We start from the raw sequence: 17,671 nt of genomic DNA on the forward strand, positions 1-17,671 counted from the left end.
CGTGAGACAACTCAACCTCAACCTCTTCATCTACCCGGGCGGACACCACGAGGCCGCCTGGCGGCACCCCGGCGCGGAGCCGCACCGGGTGCTCGACATCACGTACTACCAGCAGCTCGCCCAGCGGGCCGAGGCCGCCGCGTTCGACGCCGTGTTCTTCGCCGACGGGCCCTCGCTGCCCGGCAACGTGCGCTACGCCAGCCGGTTCCGGCTGGAGCCGTTCACATGGCTGTCGGCCATCGCCGCGGCGACCAGCAGGATCGGGCTGATCGGGACCGCGTCCACGACGTACATGGAGCCGTACAACCTGGCCCGGCTGTTCGCCTCGCTCGACCACCTGAGCGGCGGGCGGGCCGGATGGAACATCGTCACCACCGGCGCGCCGCAGGCGGCGGCCAACTTCGGGCTCGACGAGCACCCCGTGCACGCCCGGCGCTACGCCAGGGCGCACGAGTTCGTCGAGGTGGTCAGCGCGCTGTGGGACAGCTGGGAGGACGACGCCCTCGTCGTCGACCCCGCGTCCGGCGTCTTCGCCGACGACACGAAGATCCACCCGATCGACCACGTGGGCGAGTCGCTACGGGTGCGGGGCCCGCTCAACACGCCGCGCACCCCGCAGGGCAGGCCGGTGTACGTGCAGGCGGGGTCGTCGCCGGACGGCAGGGCGTTCGCCGCCCGGCACGCCGAGGCCGTGTTCACCGCGCACCAGACCCTGGCCGACGCCCAGGCGTTCTACGCCGACCTCAAGCGCCGCGTCAAGGATGAGGGCCGCGACCCCGACCTGGTCAAGGTGCTGCCCGGGATCAGCCCGCACATCGGCTCGACCGAGGCCGAGGCACGCGCGCTGCAGCGGGAGCTCGACGAGCTGACCCAGCCGGAGTACTCGCTGCAGCAGCTCCACCGGCTGCTCGGGGTGGACCTCAGCGGCCATGACCTGGACGGGCCCGTTCCCCGTGACCTGGTGCCCACCGGCGGGCGGCACGATCACGGCAGCCGCTTCGAGGTCGTGCTGGGCATCATCGAACGGGAGCGGCCCACGATCAGGCAGCTGCTGCACCACCTGGCCGGGGCGCGCGGCCACTGGGTCACCGCCGGGACGCCCGAGCAGATCGCCGGCCGCATCGAGCAGTGGTTCCTCGGCGGGGCGGCCGACGGCTTCAACGTCATGCCTCCGTACCTGACGGGCGGGTTCGACGTGTTCGCCGATGAGGTGGTGCCGATCCTGCGCCGGCGCGGCCTGTTCCGCACGGAGTACGCCGGCTCCACCCTGCGCGAGCACTACGGCCTGCCCCGCCCGGCCGGCCGCTCCTCGTGACGCCGCTCCTCGTGACGCCGCTCCTCGTGACGGCGCTCCTCGTGACACCGCGCCCCCCGGCGGCTGCGTTCCGCGCGCCGCCGGGAGGCTGGGCGGTAGGTTGGGTGGTCGCCGGTGCTGTCGCGGCTGACGTATTACTGGTTTTCCTACCAAAGTATGGGAAAATGGCCTATGGACAAGATCTGTGCCCGGCGCGGCCGCGCGGACTCCCCGCTGGCCGCCGCCGTCATGGCCGGCCGGTGGATCCGCTCCGCGGCGGCCGACGACGAGCACGGACGACGTTGGCAGGCCAACCCCGACCCGCGCGGCAACTCGGCCGTCACCCCGGAACCCTGGTCCCTCTACTCGGGCAGTGCGGGCATCGTGCTCTTCTTCCTCGAACTCGCCGCCGCGACCGGGCAGGAGACGTACCTGGAGGACGCCCGCGAAGGGGCCCGGCGGCTCGCCGCCACCTGGCGCCGGCAGCAGGACCTCACCCTCTACCACGGGCTCACCGGAGTGATGATCGCGCTCATGGAGGCGGGCTGGACGCTCGGTGAGGCCGCCTTCGAGGCCGAGGCGGCGGCCATCGCCGACGAGATCGTGCGCCGAGGCGGCGAACTCGGCGACGGCGTCCAGTGGTCGGGTGACCCCGCGCAGCGCGGCGAGGGCGGCGTCATCCTCGGGCTGCTGCGCGCCGCCGCCCACCTCGGCGACCCGGCGTACGAGGCGGCGGCGGTCGAGGCCGGACGCCGCATCGCCCGGCTCCCGGTGCCCGGCCACCGCTTCGGCGACTGCGCCGACCTGCCGCTCGACGCCGTCACCCCCGGCTTCCTCGCCGGCACGTCCGGCACCGCGTTCCTGCTCGCCCGCCTGTACGGCGTCACCGGCGAGGAGCAGTTCCTGCGCGCCGCTCGCAGCGGGGCCGCGTTCGTCCGCGAGGTCAGCCTCGTGTCCGGCGGTCGCGCGGTCGTCCCGCACCACGTGCCGCAGGCCCGCGACCTGCACTACCTCGGCTTCTGCTCCGGCTCGGCCGGGGTGGCCAGGATGTTCTACGAGCTCCACCGGGTGACCGGCGATCCGGGCGACCTCGACTGGGCGCGGCGGCTCGCACGAGGCATCGTCACCAGCGGGGCGCCCGGGCGGCGCAGCGAGGGCTACTGGAACGTGGCCTGCCAGTGCTGCGGCACGGCCGGGCTGATCGAGCTGTTTGTCGGCATGTGGGCGGCGACGGGAGACCGGTCGCACCTCGACTACGCGGGCGTGCTCGCGTCCGACGTGATCGGCCGGGCCACCGGCGACGACGAGGAGGGCTACCGCTGGTACCAGGCGTACCGCCGGCTGCGGCCCGGTGAGGTGACCGCCGACACCGGCTACATGGTCGGCGCGGCCGGCATCGGCGCCGCACTGCTCCACCTCGACGCCGCCACCCAGACGGACAGCCCGCGCCGCGTCATCCTGCTCCCGGACAACCCGTTTCCCCCCATCCCTCTCCCGCCCGCCACCTGACGGCGGGGTCGTACCGCTCCTCCCCGCGCGTTATTCGACGGCGGGGTTGCACGGCCCCACTTGACGGCGGGGTTGTACGGCCTCCCGCGCCAGCTGAGAGCGGCGTGTACGGCCTTCTCCCGCGCGCCACCTGACGGCGGGTGTGCCGCCTCCTCCCGCGCCACCTGACAGCGGCGTGTACGGCCTCCTCCCGCGCGCCACCTGATGGCGGGGGTGTACGGCCTCCTCCCGCGCGTTACCTGACGCCAGGTTCGTGAGGGTTGTACCGTTCGGGAATGGTGTCCATTCTCGATGGCCTCAAGGCCGCGGTTCCCGAGAACCGGATCTTCCTCGACGACGACGTGATGGCCGCGTACGCGCGCGACCAGGCCGCCTGGGCGCCCGCCGGCCGGCCGCTCGCCCTGGTCAAGCCCGAGGACGCCGAGCAGGTGCGGGCCGTCGTGGCCGCCTGCGCGGAGCACCGGGTGCCGGTGGTGACCCGGGGCGCGGGCACCGGGCTGTCCGGCGGCGCGAACGCCGTCGACGGGTGCGTGCTGCTCGCCCTCGACGGCATGGACCGCATCCTGGAGATCGACGCCGACGAGCAGCTGGCCGTCGTGCAGCCGGGCGTGATCAACGACCACCTGCGGGCGGCCGTGGCGGAGCACGGCCTGTGGTACCCGCCCGACCCGGCCAGCTCCCCGTGGTCGACGATCGGCGGCAACGTGGCCACCAACGCGGGCGGCGTCTGCTGCGTCAAGTACGGCGTGACCCGCGACTACGTGCTCGGCCTGCGGGTCGTGACCGCCGCCGGCGACCTCGTGTCGGTCGGCCGCCGCACCCGCAAGGGCGTGGCGGGGTACGACCTGACCGCCCTGTTCGTCGGTCCGAGGGCACCCTCGGCGTGATCACCGAGGTCACCGTACGGCTGCTGCCGCTGCCGGTGGCCCCGCCGCAGGCGGTCGTGGGGGCGTTCGCCTCGCTGGTCGCGGCGGGCAGGGGAGTGGCGGCGGTCGCCGCGTCCGGAATCATGCCCGCCGCGCTGGAGCTGGTCGACCGCTACTGCCTGCGCGCGGTGGACGACTGGAAGAACATGGGCCTGACCGACCTCGGCGACGTCCTGCTGCTCGGCCGGATCGACACGGGCGACGAGGCAGCGGCGGCGGCGATGCAGGACTGCTTCGACGCCGCGGGGGCGACGTGGAGCACCCGCTCGACCGACGTGGAGGAGGCCGACGCGCTGTTCGCGGCCCGCCGGCTCGCGTACCCGGCGCTCGAACGCCTCGGCCCGGTGCTCACCGAGGACGTGTGCGTGCCGCGCGGCCTCGTCCCCGAGATGCTCGGCCGCATCGAGGAGCGCGGCAAGGAGTACGGCGTGCTCATCGCCAGCATCGCGCACGCCGGCGACGGCAACCTGCACCCGCTGATCGTCGTCCAGCCGGGCGACGACGACGCCCGCGCGCGAGCCCAGCTCGCGTTCGAGGCCATCCTCGACGACGCGGTCGCGCTCGGCGGCACGGTCACCGGCGAACACGGCGTCGGCTTGCTGAAGAAACGCGGCATGCACGCCGAACTCGGCCCCGACGTCGTCCGCCTGAACCAAGCCATCAAGACCGCCTTCGACCCCCACGGCATCCTCAACCCCGGCAAGGCCGTCTGACCTACTCGCTGTACTCCTGCGTGCCGTGGACTGTGAGCAGGTGGAGGGAGTGAGGCGGTGGAGCCCCGGCGGCAGGAGTGGTACGGCATAGTGGACCGCCGCAAATTGCGAGATCGAGGAATATTATGGATGAGCCCTATTTTCACTGGGAAGACGACGGTTTCACGGTGGACATCTTGGGTGATAGAGACGTCGATGTAAAAGATCTGGAGGTCGGTGATTCAATCATCACTCTGTCGACGGGAGAGCGATACAGCGCCCTGTTGATCACAATGGAAGAGCTCGTGCGAATCATGGATCGCCATGCCCGGTCCGGCGAATCTCTTTCTGGCAGGTATTTTTGCGCGCCCGATCTTGTTGTCATGAAGGAAAAAGGAGTCATATCAATGATTGATGTCATTCGCGATATCCTGCAATCGGGGGATGTCTCCACGCTACCGAGAATTGGTGGCGAGGGCCGGCTCGTCTTGCCAGAGATGTAAGCGAAGATCCTTGGCCCGATGATCCGTGTTCACCTCGGTGACTCATGTTGCAGTTTTGTACGCTGAACCAGGATCTGTAGCGAAGTTACCCGATCACTCTCTTGTAACGTCTCCTTTTACTGTATCGGTAGGTCTTGATTCTTTCGGCTCCATCACGGGACGTAGGTGCTGCATCGTCAGAAATGCGCTCTGAACTGCGAACCTGTCGTGTCCTTGAACACCGGTCGCGCTTGCCACGCATACGTGGCCGCTGTACGCCAGGCCCCAATCCCCGCAGGCGTTCGCCCGATCTGATGGCCCTCTGCGGGCCAATGCGGCGTTTGTAGCGTCGGTGTAGCGGTGGCAGCCGGCCGGTTCAGAGCCGGTCCCGCTCCACCACTCATAGCGATGGCATTCCGCTGGCTGCACTCGATCGCGCCGAGTATGCGCGAGATGTTGCCCCGACGGCGCACGAAGGTAAGCGCCGTAGAGTATCGCGGGGCCCGGCGTGGTCGTGGGCGGCGGGTAGAGCGGATCGGCGGGATTCTGCGCACCGATGGATCTAGCGCGAGGCTGTCGTGGACGTCGACGGCGCTGATCGTGGCAGTGAAGGGTAGGCCGATTGCTTCCGTGGTGAGGCGGATCTTCGACGCCGCTGCTTCTCGGCGATCTTCACGGAGGTCGGGCTGCAGGCCGCCGACATGACCGAACAGCTGAACCTGTGCCAGAACATCAACATCGAACCGGGTCGGCGTAGCCGGACGCTCACCGGGTGGCAGTCCAGCGGCCTCGGAGGAGGCCAGGTCACGCCCGTGGCGCAGCGCCCGGCCGAATCCCGTCAGGCCGCCGGCGTGCGGAGATACTGCGGCAAGGTGTGCAGCAACCTGGGCAAGGTGAAGAACGCTGTCCCCGGGCAGTGGCACAACAACAAGCCCAAGCTGTACGAGGGTTCGGGCTACATCTATGTGTGGGAGCCGGACCATCCCCATGCCCGCCGCTACGGCTGGGTGTTTGAGCACAGGCTGGTCATGGAGAAGGTGCTCGGGCGGTACCTCACGCAGGAGGAAGAGGTCAACCACATCAACGAGGTCAAGGACGACAACCGGCCGGAGAACCTCGAAGTGCTGGACGAGGCCACGCACACCCGCATCACCTTCACGAGCCACCGGAGCAAGGTGAAGGCAAAGCACGATGCGCCGGAGGCCAAGTTGGCGGAGTACGAGCGCCGGTTCGGCCCTCTTCCCTCGGGGACGTAAGCGGCGCGTCCTGTCATGATGTGCGCGGTTCACGGGGGACGGTGCGTGGTGGCCGTCGTCCGGTTACGGGGGTGCTGGACGGCGGCGGCGCCCATGCCCGGGAGGGTGCGGCAAGACGTTGACTCCGCAGGTGGCCATCATGCGGGGCGTGACCGATCTACTCTCCCCCTTCCAGGTCGCGGCAGCACCATCCAGGCCGCGGCCGCCGACTACGTGGCGGGCAAACCAGTGCGGGAGATCGCCCGCGCGCACGGCTGCTCCGTGGCCGTGCTGTACCGGGAGTTCCGAGGCGCCGGGGTGGCATTGCGCGGCCGCGACACGCAGGCCGTGGAAGGCGCGAACCAGATCGTGGGCGCGTACGCTCGGGGCCTGCCGATGCACGAGATCTGCGCCCGGTACAAGGTGGCCAAGTCCACCGAGGGCCGCCTGGTCGACGAGGCGGAAGGGGTGCCGCGCCGCCCGTCTGGGAAGCCGCGCCGCGTCCAGTGGGACGTCGTGGAGGCGGCGGTACGCGGGGGTATGACCGCTGCGGAGGCAGCCACGGTGGGCGGGTGCTCGCCGCGGCAGGTCGCTCGACTGCTGCATCGACTCGGCTGGGCATGGGACGGCCGCCGGTGGCTGCCGCCGGCGGCCGTGAAGGGTGCCCACTAGACCAGCTCGGCGAACAGGTCGTCTTGCTGCGCCTCGATCACGACTTCCACCCGGTGGATCTCCGGGTCCTGCTCGCGGGCCTTCGTCTCCCACCGTTGGGCGTGCTGGCGCGTCTTGACGACGGCCTGGTGCGCGCCCACTACGGGCGTGCGCCGACGCTGCGGCGGGGAAGGCGCAGTCCGCTGTGAGCCTGCGACCGCTTCCTGCGAGTTTCCTGTCAATCGCCATCAGACGTGCACCGAAACGGCCGATGGCGCGTCCTACCCCGTCCGTATCTGAACCCTCAGGAGCCACACATGCGTTTCCCCTTACGCGCCCTCGTCGGCCTCACCGCGCTCGCGCTCGCTGGAACGTTCCTCACCACAGCGCCGGCTACCGCCCAGACCCCGACGGCAGCTGCGGCCGCCACGTACCGGGGTGAAGGCGACGACGTCGTGCGCATCCCCGCCACCACGGCGGCGACCCTCGTAAAGGCGACGCACAGCGGCGAACGGAACTTCGTCGTGTGGGCGCTCGACAGCAACGGCGAGAAAGTAGATTTGGTCGCCAATGTGATCGGCGACTACAAGGGCACGAAGGCGTTCAACACCATCACCCCTCGGAAGGTGCGCACTCTCGAGGTGTCCGCCGACGGCGCATGGACGCTGCAGGTCCTGCCGATGAGCAAGGCCCGCTACTGGGCGATCAACGCCAAGGGCAACGGGTCGGACGTGCTGAAGCTCACCTCGCCGAGCAAGGGCATGCACCGTCTGACTATCCGGCACAGCGGCGAGCGGAACTTCGTCATCTGGGCGCTGGACAACAACGGCCGCGCGAAGCGCCTGCTGGTCAACAAGATCGGCGACTACAAGGGCCGTGTCGTGCTTCCGGCTGGAATCCGTTACGCGACGGTCGAGGCTGATGGGTCTTGGAGTATTACCCGCTCGTAACGTTCGGAGGCGCCCGGTCGCTTGGCGTCATGCTCGGCGTGGCCGGCAACGCTGTATCCAACGGCATCGGCTTGTAACCAGCAGACGCGACGAAAACGGCCCCCGCCCCCTCCGTAGTGGAGGAGACGGGGGTGGTCACCGTTTCCCGAGGATCGCTAGCGGCACCGCTGGGTGCGGCCGCCCGCGCGGTGCACAGCTGTCATCGTGGACAGGTCACGCCACCTGCTGCATGCGGCAGTCGTGGCCGATGTGGATGTGGTAAGACCGCAGGCCCTCGGTCACGCGGAGTCCTTCTTGGGTGTAGTGGGGCACGAGGTCGGCGAGCAGCGTGGGCAGGTCGTCGGCTTGGCCAGTACCTCGCGGGCCTTGGACCCTTCGCTGGGGCCGACGATGTTGTGGGATTCGAGGAGGTCCATCAGCCGTCCTGCCTTGGCGAAGCCGACGCGGAGCTTGCGCTGCAGCATCGACGTGGATCCGAACTGCGTGGTGATGACCAGCTCGGCGGCCTGTGCGAACAGGTCGGCGTCGTCGCCCAGGTCCTCGCCGCCGGTCGTGGTGGTGCGCGGGGCGAGCTCCTCAAGCGGCCGTGTCGTGGTGGTGGCGCTGGTCGGAGCGGGCGACAGTGGTTCGGGCCGGTGCTGGGGTCCTGGCAAGTGGAGGGAACTGGCTAGTCGGGGTGGTTCGTAGTGACATCGGAGCCATGTTGCTCACCGGAGTGAGCAACAGACCCGGCTTCGAGACGGCGCAGCTCGTCAGCGGGTGAGTGGTTCTCCGCCGAGGGCCCCGTCCTCTGGTCGGCCCCGTCGGGCCGGGGGAGTGGGCTGAATCACTCCTTTTTAATCGGTACAAATCAGGCATTTGGGCATATTTCAGGCCATGGAATGCATCACTCGTACCGCGCTCGGTTCCTTCGAGGAGACCGTCGGCCGCCTCAAGGAACTGATCGTCGCGCGGGGGCTGACGCTCTTCGCCGTCATCGAGCACGACGTCGCCGCCGCGACGGCCGGGCTGAAGATGCGCCCGTGCAAGGTCATGGTCTTCGGCAGCCCCGAGGCGGGCGCCCCGGTCATGATCGCCTCTCCGCTGGCCGCTCTGGACCTGCCCCTGAAGCTCCTCGTCTGGCAGGACGCCTCCGGCAAGACCAGGGTGAGCCACCACGTCGTCAGCGAGCTGCAGCACCGCCACGGCCTCATCGGCGAGCAGGCCGCGCCGCTGCACGCGCTGGAGGAGCTGGCCTGCGCGGTGACGGGCACGGGCGGCGGCGCGGCGTTCGAGTGCCGTGACGGTCAGGGGCCCGGCTCGCGGGCGAAGCGGCCAGGATCGGCGGCGACGACGTCGGAGATGGTGGACGGCGGCCTGCCGAGGAGCCGGCGGATGTCGGAGGTGACACGGTCGTAGCGGTTCGCCGCGTGCAGGCGCGCCATCGAGGACAGGTGCCGGCGCACGTGGTCCGGCAGCCCGAGCGGATCGAGTTCGCGCCGCACCCACTCCTCGTACGGCATGTCCACGTACGTGATGGTCCGGCCGAGCGCGGCGCTGAACTCCTCGGCGATCTGGCGCATGTCGCGGGAGGACGCGCCGGTCAGCTGGTATACGGCTCCGGCGTGGGTGTCCGGGTCGGACAGGACGGTGGTCACCACGTCGGCGACGTCGCGGGCCGCGACCGGTGAGGTGCGGCCCGTCCCGAACGGCAGGCGGATCTCGTCGTCCCGCCGGATCGTCCGGGCGGCCACCTCGCGCAGCAGTGGGTTCTCCATGAACATGGTCGGTCTGACGTGGACGACCGGCAGGCCCGACCAGTCGAGCAGCTGCTCGCTCAGCCAGTGCTGACGCTGCTGGACGGATTCGGCGGTGCTGCGCACGTCCATCTGCGAGACGGTCATCTGCGACATGTTCACGAAGAGCCGCAGCTCTCCGTGGGCGCGCGCAGCCGCGGCGGCGGCGGCCGTCGCCTCGACATACCGGGGCGAGACGGTCATCCCGAAGTACAGCCGGTCGCAGCCGTCCAGCGCGCGGGCGACGTCCGCGGCGAGGGTCAGGTCACCGACGACCACCTCGGCCCCGGCCGAGCGGAGGGCGACCGACCGGTCGTCCTCGCGGCGGACCATGGCGCGCACCGGGCGGCCTCGCTCCAGCTGGTCGCCGGCCACCATGCGGCCGATGGCGCCGGCGGCCCCGGTGACCAGGATCGGGAAGTCAGGCACGGTCCCTGACTGACCGCGCTCGCCTGCCGGCAAACCCCGGATCGGGTAGGCATACGCTCATCAGCAGCCGGTCTTCACGAGCCCGTACTCCGTGAACATCCGCGTCTCGCGGACCCAGCACCGCCGGGCGGTCACCGAGCTCACACCCGGTAACCCCGCCAGCCGACGGCGAGGCGACTCCCAGTCGGCCCCTGGCCGCAGCCACAGCAGGTACGACTCCGGCATGTCAGCCACCTTGGTGGCCTTGACCAGCGCTTCGTTCTCCCTGAACGCTTCGGCGAAGCCACGGTACGCCGTCGCCTGGTCCTCGTACCTGTACGTGACGAGCCCGGGGACCCGCTCGACGGCGGCGACGACCGCCCGTTTCTCCGCGGCCGTGACCTTGTTCGCCTTGCGCCGTCCGCGCAGGCAGGAGGACATGGCCGAGTCCTTCGTGCACAGGAACACGGTCAGGTCAGGACCCGTCGCCGGGTCGCCATGGGTCTCCGCCTGGTCGACGACGTACCCCACTGCCGCCGGCCGGTTCGCCAAGGCCGTGATCCGTCCGCGGTCGGCCACTCTCGACACCCGCACGCGGAACGACTCCGGCAGGTCCTCGGCCAGCACCTTCTCGTGGTCGGCGAACTCCCGGCGGAAGTTCGCGTACGCCGCCGCCCGGCTCACGAACCGCACCTCGGTCACCTCGGGCGTCTTCTTCAGGTACGCCTCGACGTCCCGCCGCTGCTTCGCCGTCGCGTACCGCTTGTGGCGCCCGTACGTGGCAGGCGTGCAGAGGAAGACCGCGATCTCGAAGTCGCCGGTCACGCGGACCTCCGGGCGGCTCGGGTCCGCCTCGGCGGACCCGACCGGCACGGTCATTCCCGCAAGCGCCACGACGGCGGTCACCCGCCATAACCCGTTCTTCACCGAACGCATGATCGCAGGCATCCGCCCCGGCGTCTCCGCAATTTCGATCAGGCACGGCCGGTGCCCTGGCTCGCGGGACAGCGATCTTACCGCTGTCCTGCGGCCTGGTCCGAGCAGGGGGTACGCGGGCTCTAAGCTTGCGCGGATGGAGATCCGCCCCCGAACCCCGGCCGACCTGGACGCCTGCGTCGAGGCGCTCGCCGCCGTCCAGGTCGCCGACCGCTACCCCGTCGACTGGCCCGACGACCCGGCCCGCTGGCTCACCCCCGACGGCGTGACCGGCGCCTGGATCGCGGTCGAGGACGCGTCCGTGCTGGGCCACGTCGCGGTCACCCACGACGGGGAGATCACCCGGCTGTACGTCGCCCCGTCCGCGCGCGGGTGTGGCCTCGCCACGCGCCTCCTCGACACGGTCGCCTCCGCCGTCCGCGGCCCGCTCCGGCTGCAGGTCTCATCGGAGGGCACGGCCGCCATCGCGTGCTACGAGCGCGCGGGCTGGCGCCGTACCGGCAGCACCCGCGCCACCTGGCACAACGCCGCGGGCGAACCCGCACTGCTCCACCACTACGTGAGCCCGTCCCCTGTGGTGTCCCGCACACCGCAGGGCAGCGAGTGTTGATGCGGCCAAAGGCGGGCATGTCAGTCTGAATGTGGATGGCGGGCGCAGCCGGTGAGTCGCTGGGCCAGGGATGGTCGCAGATCGGCGACCTCGCCCTGGCGCTGGTGCTGTCGGCCGCGATCGGGCTGGAGCGCGAGATCCGGCAGAAGAGCGCCGGGCTGCGTACGCACACGCTGGTCGGCTTCGCCGCCGCGTTGATCATGCTGGTGTCCAAGTACGGCTTCGCCGACGTGCTGGGTGATCACGTCGTCCTCGACCCTTCGCGGGTCGCGGCGCAGATCGTGTCCGGGATCGGGTTCATCGGCGGTGGCCTGATCTTCGTGCGGCGCGACGCGGTGCGGGGGCTCACCACCGCGGCGGTGGTGTGGCTCGCCTGCGCGGTCGGGATGGCGGCCGGCGCCGGGCTGTGGCTGCTGGCCATCGTCGTCACCGCAGGACACTTCCTGGTCGTGTTCGCGTTCACGCCGCTGGCCGCCCGCCTGCCCCGCTCGAAATACGCCCCCGTACGGCTGCATCTGACCTATCTCGACGGCAAGGGCGTGCTCCGGCAGGTCCTCACCATCTGCACCGAGCGGGGCTTCGCCGTCAACGAGATGTCGGTGGAACGGGTCGACGAGCGCGGGCCCCGGCGTCCCGTCTCGATCTGGCTGCAGCTCCAGGGCTCGGGCGCGGTCGGCGAACTCGCCACGGCGGTGGCGGACGTCGACGGCGTACTGACGATCTTCAGCGACGACGCCGACTCCGCAGCGGGCTGATTTCGTTCTGCGGGTGGCGGGTTCAGAGGGGGTCAGGGGGTGGCCAGCACTGCCTTGGCCCTGTTCAGGACGGTGTTGAGGACGCGGCCTGCGATGGCGAGGTCGTCAGATGACAGGTCGCCCCACAGATGCTGGGTGATCGGGGCGATCCCGGCGCGGATCTGCGTCCAGCGACGGTGGCCTTCGTCGGTGACCTGGACGTGGCCGTCCCCGCTGTCGCGGAGGATCCCGGTGGCGGTCAGTTCGGTGATGCGTTGAGCGACCGACGCCTCACTGATCTGGGTGGCGCGGCTCACTCGGTGGATGAGGTCGGCCCGGTCGATGGTCCCGCCGCCGGTCACGGTCAGCGTGAGGGTGACCCACTGGGGTTCGGTGATGCCGGTGCCGGCGAGTTGCCGTTCCAGGATCGCGTTGAGCGCCTTCTCGGTCTGGCCGATGAGTGCGCTGCCGAAGGTCATGAGAGCTCCTGTCCGTTTCGACGAATAACGTTCGACTGACTAACGTTTATGGCGTGAACGAAGTTACATCGTTCGTGCGACTAACGCAAGCCGGTAGGATCGGCCCCATGACCGAAGTCGCGGACATGCCTCACGACGGCGGGACCAGGACGCCGGACAGGCTGCGCCGATTGGCCAGTCGCCTGCTGTCAGGCGTCACCGCGCAGTCCGACCGGCTGATCACCGAGGGGCTGGCCCAGGTCGACGCCCGCAAGTGGCACTACGCCGTGCTGGCCTCGTTGCAGGAGCACGGACCGGGCAGCCAGGCGACGCTGAGCCGACGCACCGGCATCTACCGCAGCGACATGGTCGGCGTCCTCAACGAACTGGCCGAGCGTGAGCTCGTCGAGCGGGCGCCGGATCCCGACGACCGCCGCCGCAACGTCATCACGATCACCGCCCAGGGCCGCCGGCACCTGCGCCGCCTCGACAAGGTCCTGGACGACCTCCACGACGAACTGCTCGCCCCGCTCACCCCTGCCGAACGCGACCAGTTCGTGCTGCTGCTCACCCGCGTACTGGACCACCACGCCCGGCAGGCGCCGCACCCGCCGACCTCCTGACCCTCATCGGGTGCGCGGCGCGCATGCAACGCAGGTTGTGGCCGCCGGGCGGGCGCGTAGGCGGTCCAGGGGGATGGGGTTGCCGCAGTGGGTGCAGATGCCGTAGACGCCGCTGGTCAGGCGGTCGAGGGCGTGATCCAGGTCGTCCAGACGGGTTCTGGCCTGGTCGAGCAGGGACTGGACGTGGGCGCGTTCGAAGGCGATCGTGGCGCCGTCGGGGTCGTGTTCGTCGTCGGTGGCCACGTCCGCGCTGGAGGCGACGATGTCGTCCCAGGTGCTTGCCAGGGTCGCGATCGTCGCGAGGGTGCTCGCGCGTTCGTCGGTGAGAAGGTCCCGCAGGGCTCCCTGCTCGGAGGCGGAGAGCTCGCGGGACGGGCGGCCGGCCACCATCTCATCAGGCTACGTCCCCCGGCTGGGCGTCGGCCAGGAGAGCGTGGAAGGGCGAAGGCCCGGGGCGCGGCGCCGCTTACGACCGGGCGCTTCTGACCGCGAGGGGGTCGGTGGGGGCGTCGGTCTTGGCCTTGGCCATGCGTTCGCCGAGTTCCTGCAGTTCCTTGCGTCCCATGGCGGCGCGGACCTGGGGGAACCAGTCCTGCTCCTCCTCCTTGACGTGGTGCCGGACGTTCTCCATGAGCACCGTCACCTTCGCGGTGAAGCGCTCGTCGGCGGGGTCGAGGTCCTTGAGCTCCGACAGCATCCACACCACGACGTGGTGCTCCTCCACGCTCTCCAGCACGTGGTCGCCCGTCGCGGGGACCTTCGCGCGCGCCGCCGGGTAGAAGATCTCCTCCTCGATGTACGCGTGCGTGACGAGCTCCTTCGTGATCGTTTCGACGATCTTGCGCTTTTCGACGTGAGCTCGTTCGCCGGCCTGCTCGAAGCGCTTGAACAGGGCCTCGACGGTTTTGTGGTCCTCTTTGAGCAACACGATGGCGTCCATGTCGTCCTTTCTGTGCGTCGGCCGGGAGGCGCCGGATGTCCGGATCCCCTGTGCGGTCGGCGTGATCGTCCCGGTCGGCCGGGGTCACCGGCGCCTGCCCTACCGGGCGCTGATAAAACGGCGCGTGTCCGGACAGCACAGGGGCTATGGCAAGGTCTGCGCTGGTCGTCATCGACATGCTGAATCCGTACGATCACCAGGACGCCGAGCAGCTCGCGGGACGGGTGTCGGAGATCGTCGGCCCCCTGGCCGAGCTGGTCGGGCGGGCGCGCGAGCGTGACGACGTCGAGCTCGTGTACGTCAACGACAACTACGGCGACTTCGCCGCCGACCGGCACGAGATCGAGGCCGCGGCCGTCGAGGGCAGGCGGCCTGACCTGGTGGAACCGATCCTCCCGCCGCCCGGGTGCGCGTTCCTGCCCAAGGTGCGCCACAGCGCGTTCTTCGGCACCTCGCTGGAGTACCTGCTGTCCCACAAGCACGTGGAGACCGTCGTGCTGACCGGGCAGGTCACGGAGCAGTGCGTGCTGTACAGCGCCCTGGACGCGTACGTGCGGCACTACTCCCTGACCGTGCCGCCCGACTGCGTGGCGGCCATCCACGACGACCTCGGCCAGGCGGCGCTGCGCCTGATGGAGCGCAACATGTCCGCCGACCTCACTCCGTCACGCGACTGCTTCGCCTAGCTGAGCAGCCGGACGGCTGCCCCGACCCTCCTGCTGGTTCCGACCGGGGGCGCGCGGCGCGCCCCCGGTCACCGCCGCCCGTGCCTCCCGCTCGGGAGAGCGTCTTCAGGGTGGACGGCTCGGGCTGCCACGCGGAAGTCGATGTGGATGTCCTGGTAGGTGACGTGGGTCGTGACCTCGTCGGGGAGGTTGGTCCTGTTGCTGCCCGACGCCGACTCGCCCGTGGGTCGCGCCGTCCGTTCGACGGTCACGTCCGGGCGCTCTTCGAAGCGGAGTTCCCTCGCGCCGGCGGAGGCGGTGATCTCGATGTCCGGGGACTCGGGGCGGTCAGGTCTCGTCATGGCGCTCACCCTTCGCCGTGCGGGCGTGCGGCGGTGGCGCGTCTCGGCGGGGCTGGTCCTCCCGGGGGCGGGGCTGGCGGCGGGGCCTCGGGGCTTGTCGGGGTACGCGGGGCTGGACCGGTACGTCACCGGCCGCCTCAGGGTCGAGGTCCTCCACCGCATCGCCCGCTTCCTGAACGGCTCTCCCCGCCTGCGGCCCGACTTCCCGGACGGCTTCTCCTGCCTCAGCGCCGACCTCTCCGACGGCTCCTCCGGCTCCGGCGCCGACTTCCCGGACGGTTTCTCCTGCCTCGCGGACGGTTTCTCCCGTCCCGGTGCCGACCTCGCGGACGGCTCCTCCGGCTCCGGTGCCCACCTCGCGGACCGCTTCCCCGGCTCCGGTGCCGACCTCGCGGACCGCGCCTCCCGCGCCCGTTCCCACTTCCCGTACGGCTTCTCCCGCTCCGACGCCCACGTCGCGGACCGCGTCGCCTGCGCCGGCGCCGACGTCGCGGACTGCGCCGCCCGCGCCGGTGCCGACCTCGCGGACGGCGGTGCCGATGTCGCGGGTGAGGTTCTCCAGGATCTGCGGGTTGGCGTCGATGGTGTTCATCACCCGGTCGAGGATCTGCGCGACGTTGTCCAGCCGCACCTGCAGCAGGGCCTGCGCCTCGACGCCCTTGATGGTGAGGTGGACGCGTCCCAGCGACACGTCCGCACCGACGTTGAGCCGCAGCAGGTCGAGTACCTCGGCCTGCAGCGACACCCGCGCCCGCAACTGCTCCACCTCGAGGTCGATCTCCTCGACCGAGACGTTCGGAACGTCGAGGTAGACGTCCGGATCGCCCGCTTTCGCGGGCGCCGGGCGTCCGGAGGGCTGTGGTGAGGGCTGGGCGGGCGGCCGGGCCGGGGCGCGCCGGGGTGGCCGGTCGTCACTGTCGGAAACGGCGTCGGACATGATCGACTCCCTGGGGCTCGTTCAGGCGTCGGTTACCCGCCCCGTACGACCTCAGACCAGACGTAAGCTGATATATCCGGACGTTGACCAACCGCTGACCGGTCACCGTCCGGTGGCGGCCGGGTGCCGGGAAAGGGATCCGAGGTCGGCCCGTACGGCGTCGGCGGCGCGACGGCCCGAGACCAGCGCCCCCTGCTGCGAACCGGTGTCGCGATGGTCGCCGCACACGTACAGCCCCGTCCGCACCCGTACCGGTTCGCGCAGCGGGTGCGGCGGCGGCATCGCCGGCAGCGCCGCCGGGATCGGGTACGTGGCCAGGTGCTCCCAGGCTGAGGTGTCACCGTAGATCTCGGTCAGCCGCTCGCGGACCGGGGGCTCGTCGGTGACCACGCCCAGCACCGACGTCGACACCAGCGCACGCCCGTCGGCGGAGTACTCGGGCGCCGCGTCGGTGAGGACCAGGGTGTCGGCGATGCGCCCGGTCGCGTCGATGACCTGAACCGGTTCGCGCAGCGGCGAGCGCGGAGCCGCGTGGTAGAAGGTGGTCACCGCGCGCATGGGCGGCGCCTCGATCTCAGGCAGCAGGTTCGCGGCCGTCCGCGGGTCGGTGGCCACCACCACGGCCCGCCCGCCCAGCGCGGTGCCGTCCGCGAGCCGGACGCCGTCGGGAGCGACCTCGGTGACGCGGGCGCCGAGCGTGACGGCGCCGGGCGGCAGCCGGTCGGCCAGCTGTCGGGGGATCTCGCCCATGCCGCGCGCGGGCAGGCCGATGGTGCCGCGCGCGAACGACCGCCAGAACAGGTGGAAGACCCGGCTGGACGTGTCCAGCTCGCGTTCCAGCAGCACGCCCGTCAGGAAGGGCCGCATCAGGCAGTCGATCATCCGGTCGGACATGCCCCAGGCGCGCAGCTCGTCCTCGGTGCGGCGCTCGGGCGCGGCGCGCAGCCGGGAACCGGGCGAGGCCACGTCACGCGTGGTGATCGCGGCGAGCGCCACCTTGTCGCGCAGCGTCCCGACCCCGGCCAGCAGCCCGCTCAGCGCGTGGCGCGGATGCCGCCACGGCAGCATCACCCTGGCGCGGGCGCCGGCTCCCTGGACGATCAGCCCGGACGCGAACGGCCGCACGTCGAGCGCGTCGATGTCGAGGACGCGGCGGGCCTCGGGATAGGCGGTGTTGAAGACCTGGAAGCCGCGGTCGAGCCGGAACCCGTCGACGACGTCGGTGCGCACCCGGCCGCCGACCCCGTCGGACGCCTCCAGCACCCGTACCGTGATGCCGGCCTCGTGCAGCCGGACCGCGCAGGCGAGGCCCGCCAGCCCGGCTCCCACGACGACGACGGTTTCGTGCGTCCCCCGATGGTTGCCCATGCCGGGGCACCTACCCGTGGCCGTACCGCTCAGACGTTTTTGTCACGGATTGGCGGTTTCGCAGGCATTTTCGGGGGAATGACTCAATGTCCGCCTCGATCACGCCCAGGAGATGC

General features: G+C 70.6%; 22 protein-coding genes and 1 pseudogene. 13 read left to right on the forward strand and 10 right to left on the reverse strand.

Annotated elements, in window-relative coordinates:
• The first annotated feature begins 1 nt into the window (after window position 1).
• The 7 genes from BLR04_RS17715 (at window position 2) to BLR04_RS17740 (ending at window position 6,810) form a co-directional block, all read left to right on the forward strand.
• Window positions 2-1,315 carry an LLM class flavin-dependent oxidoreductase gene (locus BLR04_RS17715; RefSeq protein ID WP_090765983.1) on the forward strand — a complete coding sequence of 438 codons (1,314 nt, stop codon included), beginning with the start codon at window positions 2-4 and terminating at the stop codon, window positions 1,313-1,315.
• Between the two features lie 171 nt (window positions 1,316-1,486).
• Window positions 1,487-2,803: a lanthionine synthetase LanC family protein gene (locus tag BLR04_RS17720; RefSeq protein ID WP_245740310.1), complete on the forward strand. Its 1,317-nt coding sequence runs from the start codon at window positions 1,487-1,489 to the stop codon at window positions 2,801-2,803.
• Window positions 2,804-3,078: 275 nt separating this feature from the next.
• Window positions 3,079-3,690 (forward strand): FAD-binding oxidoreductase, encoded by a 612-nt coding sequence (locus BLR04_RS42595; RefSeq protein ID WP_342672281.1) that lies wholly within the window; start codon window positions 3,079-3,081, stop codon window positions 3,688-3,690.
• On the forward strand, window positions 3,687-4,442 hold the full coding sequence (locus tag BLR04_RS42600; protein ID WP_342672282.1) for an FAD-binding oxidoreductase: 756 nt from the start codon (window positions 3,687-3,689) through the stop codon (window positions 4,440-4,442). The genes BLR04_RS42595 and BLR04_RS42600 overlap by 4 nt, the downstream gene beginning before the upstream one ends.
• A 125-nt stretch (window positions 4,443-4,567) precedes the next feature.
• Window positions 4,568-4,924, forward strand: a complete 357-nt coding sequence (locus BLR04_RS17730; RefSeq protein WP_090765989.1) for a hypothetical protein — start codon at window positions 4,568-4,570, stop codon at window positions 4,922-4,924.
• A 680-nt stretch (window positions 4,925-5,604) separates the two neighbouring features.
• On the forward strand, window positions 5,605-6,159 hold the full coding sequence (locus BLR04_RS17735) for an HNH endonuclease (protein WP_090765993.1): 555 nt from the start codon (window positions 5,605-5,607) through the stop codon (window positions 6,157-6,159).
• Between the two features lie 213 nt (window positions 6,160-6,372).
• The gene (locus BLR04_RS17740) at window positions 6,373-6,810 is read left to right on the forward strand and encodes a hypothetical protein (protein WP_143022080.1); all 438 of its coding nucleotides are present in this window, start codon (window positions 6,373-6,375) and stop codon (window positions 6,808-6,810) included.
• Here the strand turns inward: BLR04_RS17740 and BLR04_RS40680 are convergent.
• Window positions 6,807-6,950, reverse strand: a complete 144-nt coding sequence (locus BLR04_RS40680; protein WP_176903141.1) for a hypothetical protein — start codon at window positions 6,948-6,950, stop codon at window positions 6,807-6,809. The genes BLR04_RS17740 and BLR04_RS40680 overlap by 4 nt on opposite strands.
• Before the next feature lie 156 nt (window positions 6,951-7,106).
• Between BLR04_RS40680 and BLR04_RS17745 the strand changes: the two genes are divergently transcribed.
• Window positions 7,107-7,739, forward strand: a complete 633-nt coding sequence (locus tag BLR04_RS17745) for a hypothetical protein (protein WP_090765998.1) — start codon at window positions 7,107-7,109, stop codon at window positions 7,737-7,739.
• Window positions 7,740-8,051: 312 nt separating this feature from the next.
• Here BLR04_RS17745 and BLR04_RS17750 read toward each other — a convergent pair.
• Window positions 8,052-8,281, reverse strand: a pseudogene (locus BLR04_RS17750) (DNA translocase FtsK); the annotation flags it as partial.
• Between the two features lie 334 nt (window positions 8,282-8,615).
• Between BLR04_RS17750 and BLR04_RS17755 the strand changes: the two are divergent.
• On the forward strand, window positions 8,616-9,137 hold the full coding sequence (locus tag BLR04_RS17755; protein ID WP_090766000.1) for a DUF302 domain-containing protein: 522 nt from the start codon (window positions 8,616-8,618) through the stop codon (window positions 9,135-9,137).
• Here BLR04_RS17755 and BLR04_RS17760 read toward each other — a convergent pair.
• Both BLR04_RS17760 and BLR04_RS17765 read right to left on the reverse strand, forming a co-directional pair.
• Entirely contained in the window at window positions 9,026-9,943 is a 918-nt protein-coding gene (locus BLR04_RS17760; protein WP_090766132.1) for an NmrA family NAD(P)-binding protein, read from the reverse strand. The genes BLR04_RS17755 and BLR04_RS17760 overlap by 112 nt on opposite strands.
• Window positions 9,944-10,003: 60 nt before the next feature.
• Complete coding sequence (locus BLR04_RS17765; RefSeq protein ID WP_143022081.1) at window positions 10,004-10,849, reverse strand: permease-like cell division protein FtsX; 846 nt, start codon at window positions 10,847-10,849, stop codon at window positions 10,004-10,006.
• A 145-nt stretch (window positions 10,850-10,994) separates the two neighbouring features.
• On the opposite strand from BLR04_RS17765, the gene BLR04_RS17770 reads away from it, so the two are divergent.
• Entirely contained in the window at window positions 10,995-11,468 is a 474-nt protein-coding gene (locus tag BLR04_RS17770) for a GNAT family N-acetyltransferase (RefSeq protein ID WP_176903142.1), read from the forward strand.
• Between the two features lie 35 nt (window positions 11,469-11,503).
• Window positions 11,504-12,223 (forward strand): MgtC/SapB family protein, encoded by a 720-nt coding sequence (locus BLR04_RS17775; protein WP_090766139.1) that lies wholly within the window; start codon window positions 11,504-11,506, stop codon window positions 12,221-12,223.
• Between the two features lie 32 nt (window positions 12,224-12,255).
• On the opposite strand, the gene BLR04_RS17780 is transcribed toward BLR04_RS17775, so the two are convergent.
• Window positions 12,256-12,681: a MarR family winged helix-turn-helix transcriptional regulator gene (locus BLR04_RS17780; RefSeq protein WP_090766005.1), complete on the reverse strand. Its 426-nt coding sequence runs from the start codon at window positions 12,679-12,681 to the stop codon at window positions 12,256-12,258.
• 107 nt (window positions 12,682-12,788) lie between these two features.
• Here BLR04_RS17780 and BLR04_RS17785 point away from each other — a divergent pair, with 107 nt between their 5' ends.
• Window positions 12,789-13,283: a MarR family winged helix-turn-helix transcriptional regulator gene (locus BLR04_RS17785; RefSeq protein ID WP_090766008.1), complete on the forward strand. Its 495-nt coding sequence runs from the start codon at window positions 12,789-12,791 to the stop codon at window positions 13,281-13,283.
• Window positions 13,284-13,286: 3 nt separating this feature from the next.
• On the opposite strand, the gene BLR04_RS17790 is transcribed toward BLR04_RS17785, so the two are convergent.
• Both BLR04_RS17790 and BLR04_RS17795 read right to left on the reverse strand, forming a co-directional pair.
• The gene (locus BLR04_RS17790) at window positions 13,287-13,673 is read right to left on the reverse strand and encodes a TraR/DksA family transcriptional regulator (RefSeq protein WP_090766011.1); all 387 of its coding nucleotides are present in this window, start codon (window positions 13,671-13,673) and stop codon (window positions 13,287-13,289) included.
• 76 nt (window positions 13,674-13,749) lie between these two features.
• On the reverse strand, window positions 13,750-14,223 hold the full coding sequence (locus BLR04_RS17795; RefSeq protein WP_090766014.1) for a hemerythrin domain-containing protein: 474 nt from the start codon (window positions 14,221-14,223) through the stop codon (window positions 13,750-13,752).
• 146 nt (window positions 14,224-14,369) lie between these two features.
• Between BLR04_RS17795 and BLR04_RS17800 the strand changes: the two genes are divergently transcribed.
• Window positions 14,370-14,909, forward strand: a complete 540-nt coding sequence (locus tag BLR04_RS17800; RefSeq protein ID WP_090766017.1) for a cysteine hydrolase family protein — start codon at window positions 14,370-14,372, stop codon at window positions 14,907-14,909.
• 68 nt (window positions 14,910-14,977) lie between these two features.
• On the opposite strand, the gene BLR04_RS17805 is transcribed toward BLR04_RS17800, so the two are convergent.
• From BLR04_RS17805 to BLR04_RS17815, 3 genes are all read right to left on the reverse strand, one after another.
• Window positions 14,978-15,250 carry a hypothetical protein gene (locus tag BLR04_RS17805; protein ID WP_090766020.1) on the reverse strand — a complete coding sequence of 91 codons (273 nt, stop codon included), beginning with the start codon at window positions 15,248-15,250 and terminating at the stop codon, window positions 14,978-14,980.
• Window positions 15,237-16,187: a hypothetical protein gene (locus tag BLR04_RS40685; protein WP_176903143.1), complete on the reverse strand. Its 951-nt coding sequence runs from the start codon at window positions 16,185-16,187 to the stop codon at window positions 15,237-15,239. The genes BLR04_RS17805 and BLR04_RS40685 overlap by 14 nt, the downstream gene beginning before the upstream one ends.
• Before the next feature lie 102 nt (window positions 16,188-16,289).
• Window positions 16,290-17,555 carry an NAD(P)/FAD-dependent oxidoreductase gene (locus tag BLR04_RS17815; RefSeq protein WP_090766023.1) on the reverse strand — a complete coding sequence of 422 codons (1,266 nt, stop codon included), beginning with the start codon at window positions 17,553-17,555 and terminating at the stop codon, window positions 16,290-16,292.
• Between the last annotated feature and the right edge of the window lie 116 nt (window positions 17,556-17,671).

Source organism: Nonomuraea maritima (genome assembly GCF_900100395.1).
Lineage (GTDB): Bacteria > Actinomycetota > Actinomycetes > Streptosporangiales > Streptosporangiaceae > Nonomuraea > Nonomuraea maritima.

What these genes read in the sequence shown, in the direction of transcription:
- BLR04_RS17745 (WP_090765998.1), top strand. Translation starts at nt 7,107, where the DNA reads ATGCGTTTCCCCTTACGCGCCCTCGTCGGCCTCACCGCGCTCGCGCTC.
- BLR04_RS17780 (WP_090766005.1), bottom strand. Translation starts at nt 12,681, where the DNA reads ATGACCTTCGGCAGCGCACTCATCGGCCAGACCGAGAAGGCGCTCAAC.
- BLR04_RS17795 (WP_090766014.1), bottom strand. Translation starts at nt 14,223, where the DNA reads ATGGACGCCATCGTGTTGCTCAAAGAGGACCACAAAACCGTCGAGGCC.
- BLR04_RS17735 (WP_090765993.1), top strand. Translation starts at nt 5,605, where the DNA reads ATGACCGAACAGCTGAACCTGTGCCAGAACATCAACATCGAACCGGGT.
- BLR04_RS17755 (WP_090766000.1), top strand. Translation starts at nt 8,616, where the DNA reads ATGGAATGCATCACTCGTACCGCGCTCGGTTCCTTCGAGGAGACCGTC.
- BLR04_RS17815 (WP_090766023.1), bottom strand. Translation starts at nt 17,555, where the DNA reads ATGGGCAACCATCGGGGGACGCACGAAACCGTCGTCGTCGTGGGAGCC.
- BLR04_RS42595 (WP_342672281.1), top strand. Translation starts at nt 3,079, where the DNA reads ATGGTGTCCATTCTCGATGGCCTCAAGGCCGCGGTTCCCGAGAACCGG.
- BLR04_RS17775 (WP_090766139.1), top strand. Translation starts at nt 11,504, where the DNA reads ATGGCGGGCGCAGCCGGTGAGTCGCTGGGCCAGGGATGGTCGCAGATC.
- BLR04_RS17785 (WP_090766008.1), top strand. Translation starts at nt 12,789, where the DNA reads ATGACCGAAGTCGCGGACATGCCTCACGACGGCGGGACCAGGACGCCG.
- BLR04_RS17720 (WP_245740310.1), top strand. Translation starts at nt 1,487, where the DNA reads ATGGACAAGATCTGTGCCCGGCGCGGCCGCGCGGACTCCCCGCTGGCC.
- BLR04_RS17790 (WP_090766011.1), bottom strand. Translation starts at nt 13,673, where the DNA reads ATGGTGGCCGGCCGCCCGTCCCGCGAGCTCTCCGCCTCCGAGCAGGGA.
- BLR04_RS40685 (WP_176903143.1), bottom strand. Translation starts at nt 16,187, where the DNA reads ATGTCCGACGCCGTTTCCGACAGTGACGACCGGCCACCCCGGCGCGCC.
- BLR04_RS17805 (WP_090766020.1), bottom strand. Translation starts at nt 15,250, where the DNA reads ATGACGAGACCTGACCGCCCCGAGTCCCCGGACATCGAGATCACCGCC.
- BLR04_RS17800 (WP_090766017.1), top strand. Translation starts at nt 14,370, where the DNA reads ATGGCAAGGTCTGCGCTGGTCGTCATCGACATGCTGAATCCGTACGAT.
- BLR04_RS17730 (WP_090765989.1), top strand. Translation starts at nt 4,568, where the DNA reads ATGGATGAGCCCTATTTTCACTGGGAAGACGACGGTTTCACGGTGGAC.
- BLR04_RS17770 (WP_176903142.1), top strand. Translation starts at nt 10,995, where the DNA reads ATGGAGATCCGCCCCCGAACCCCGGCCGACCTGGACGCCTGCGTCGAG.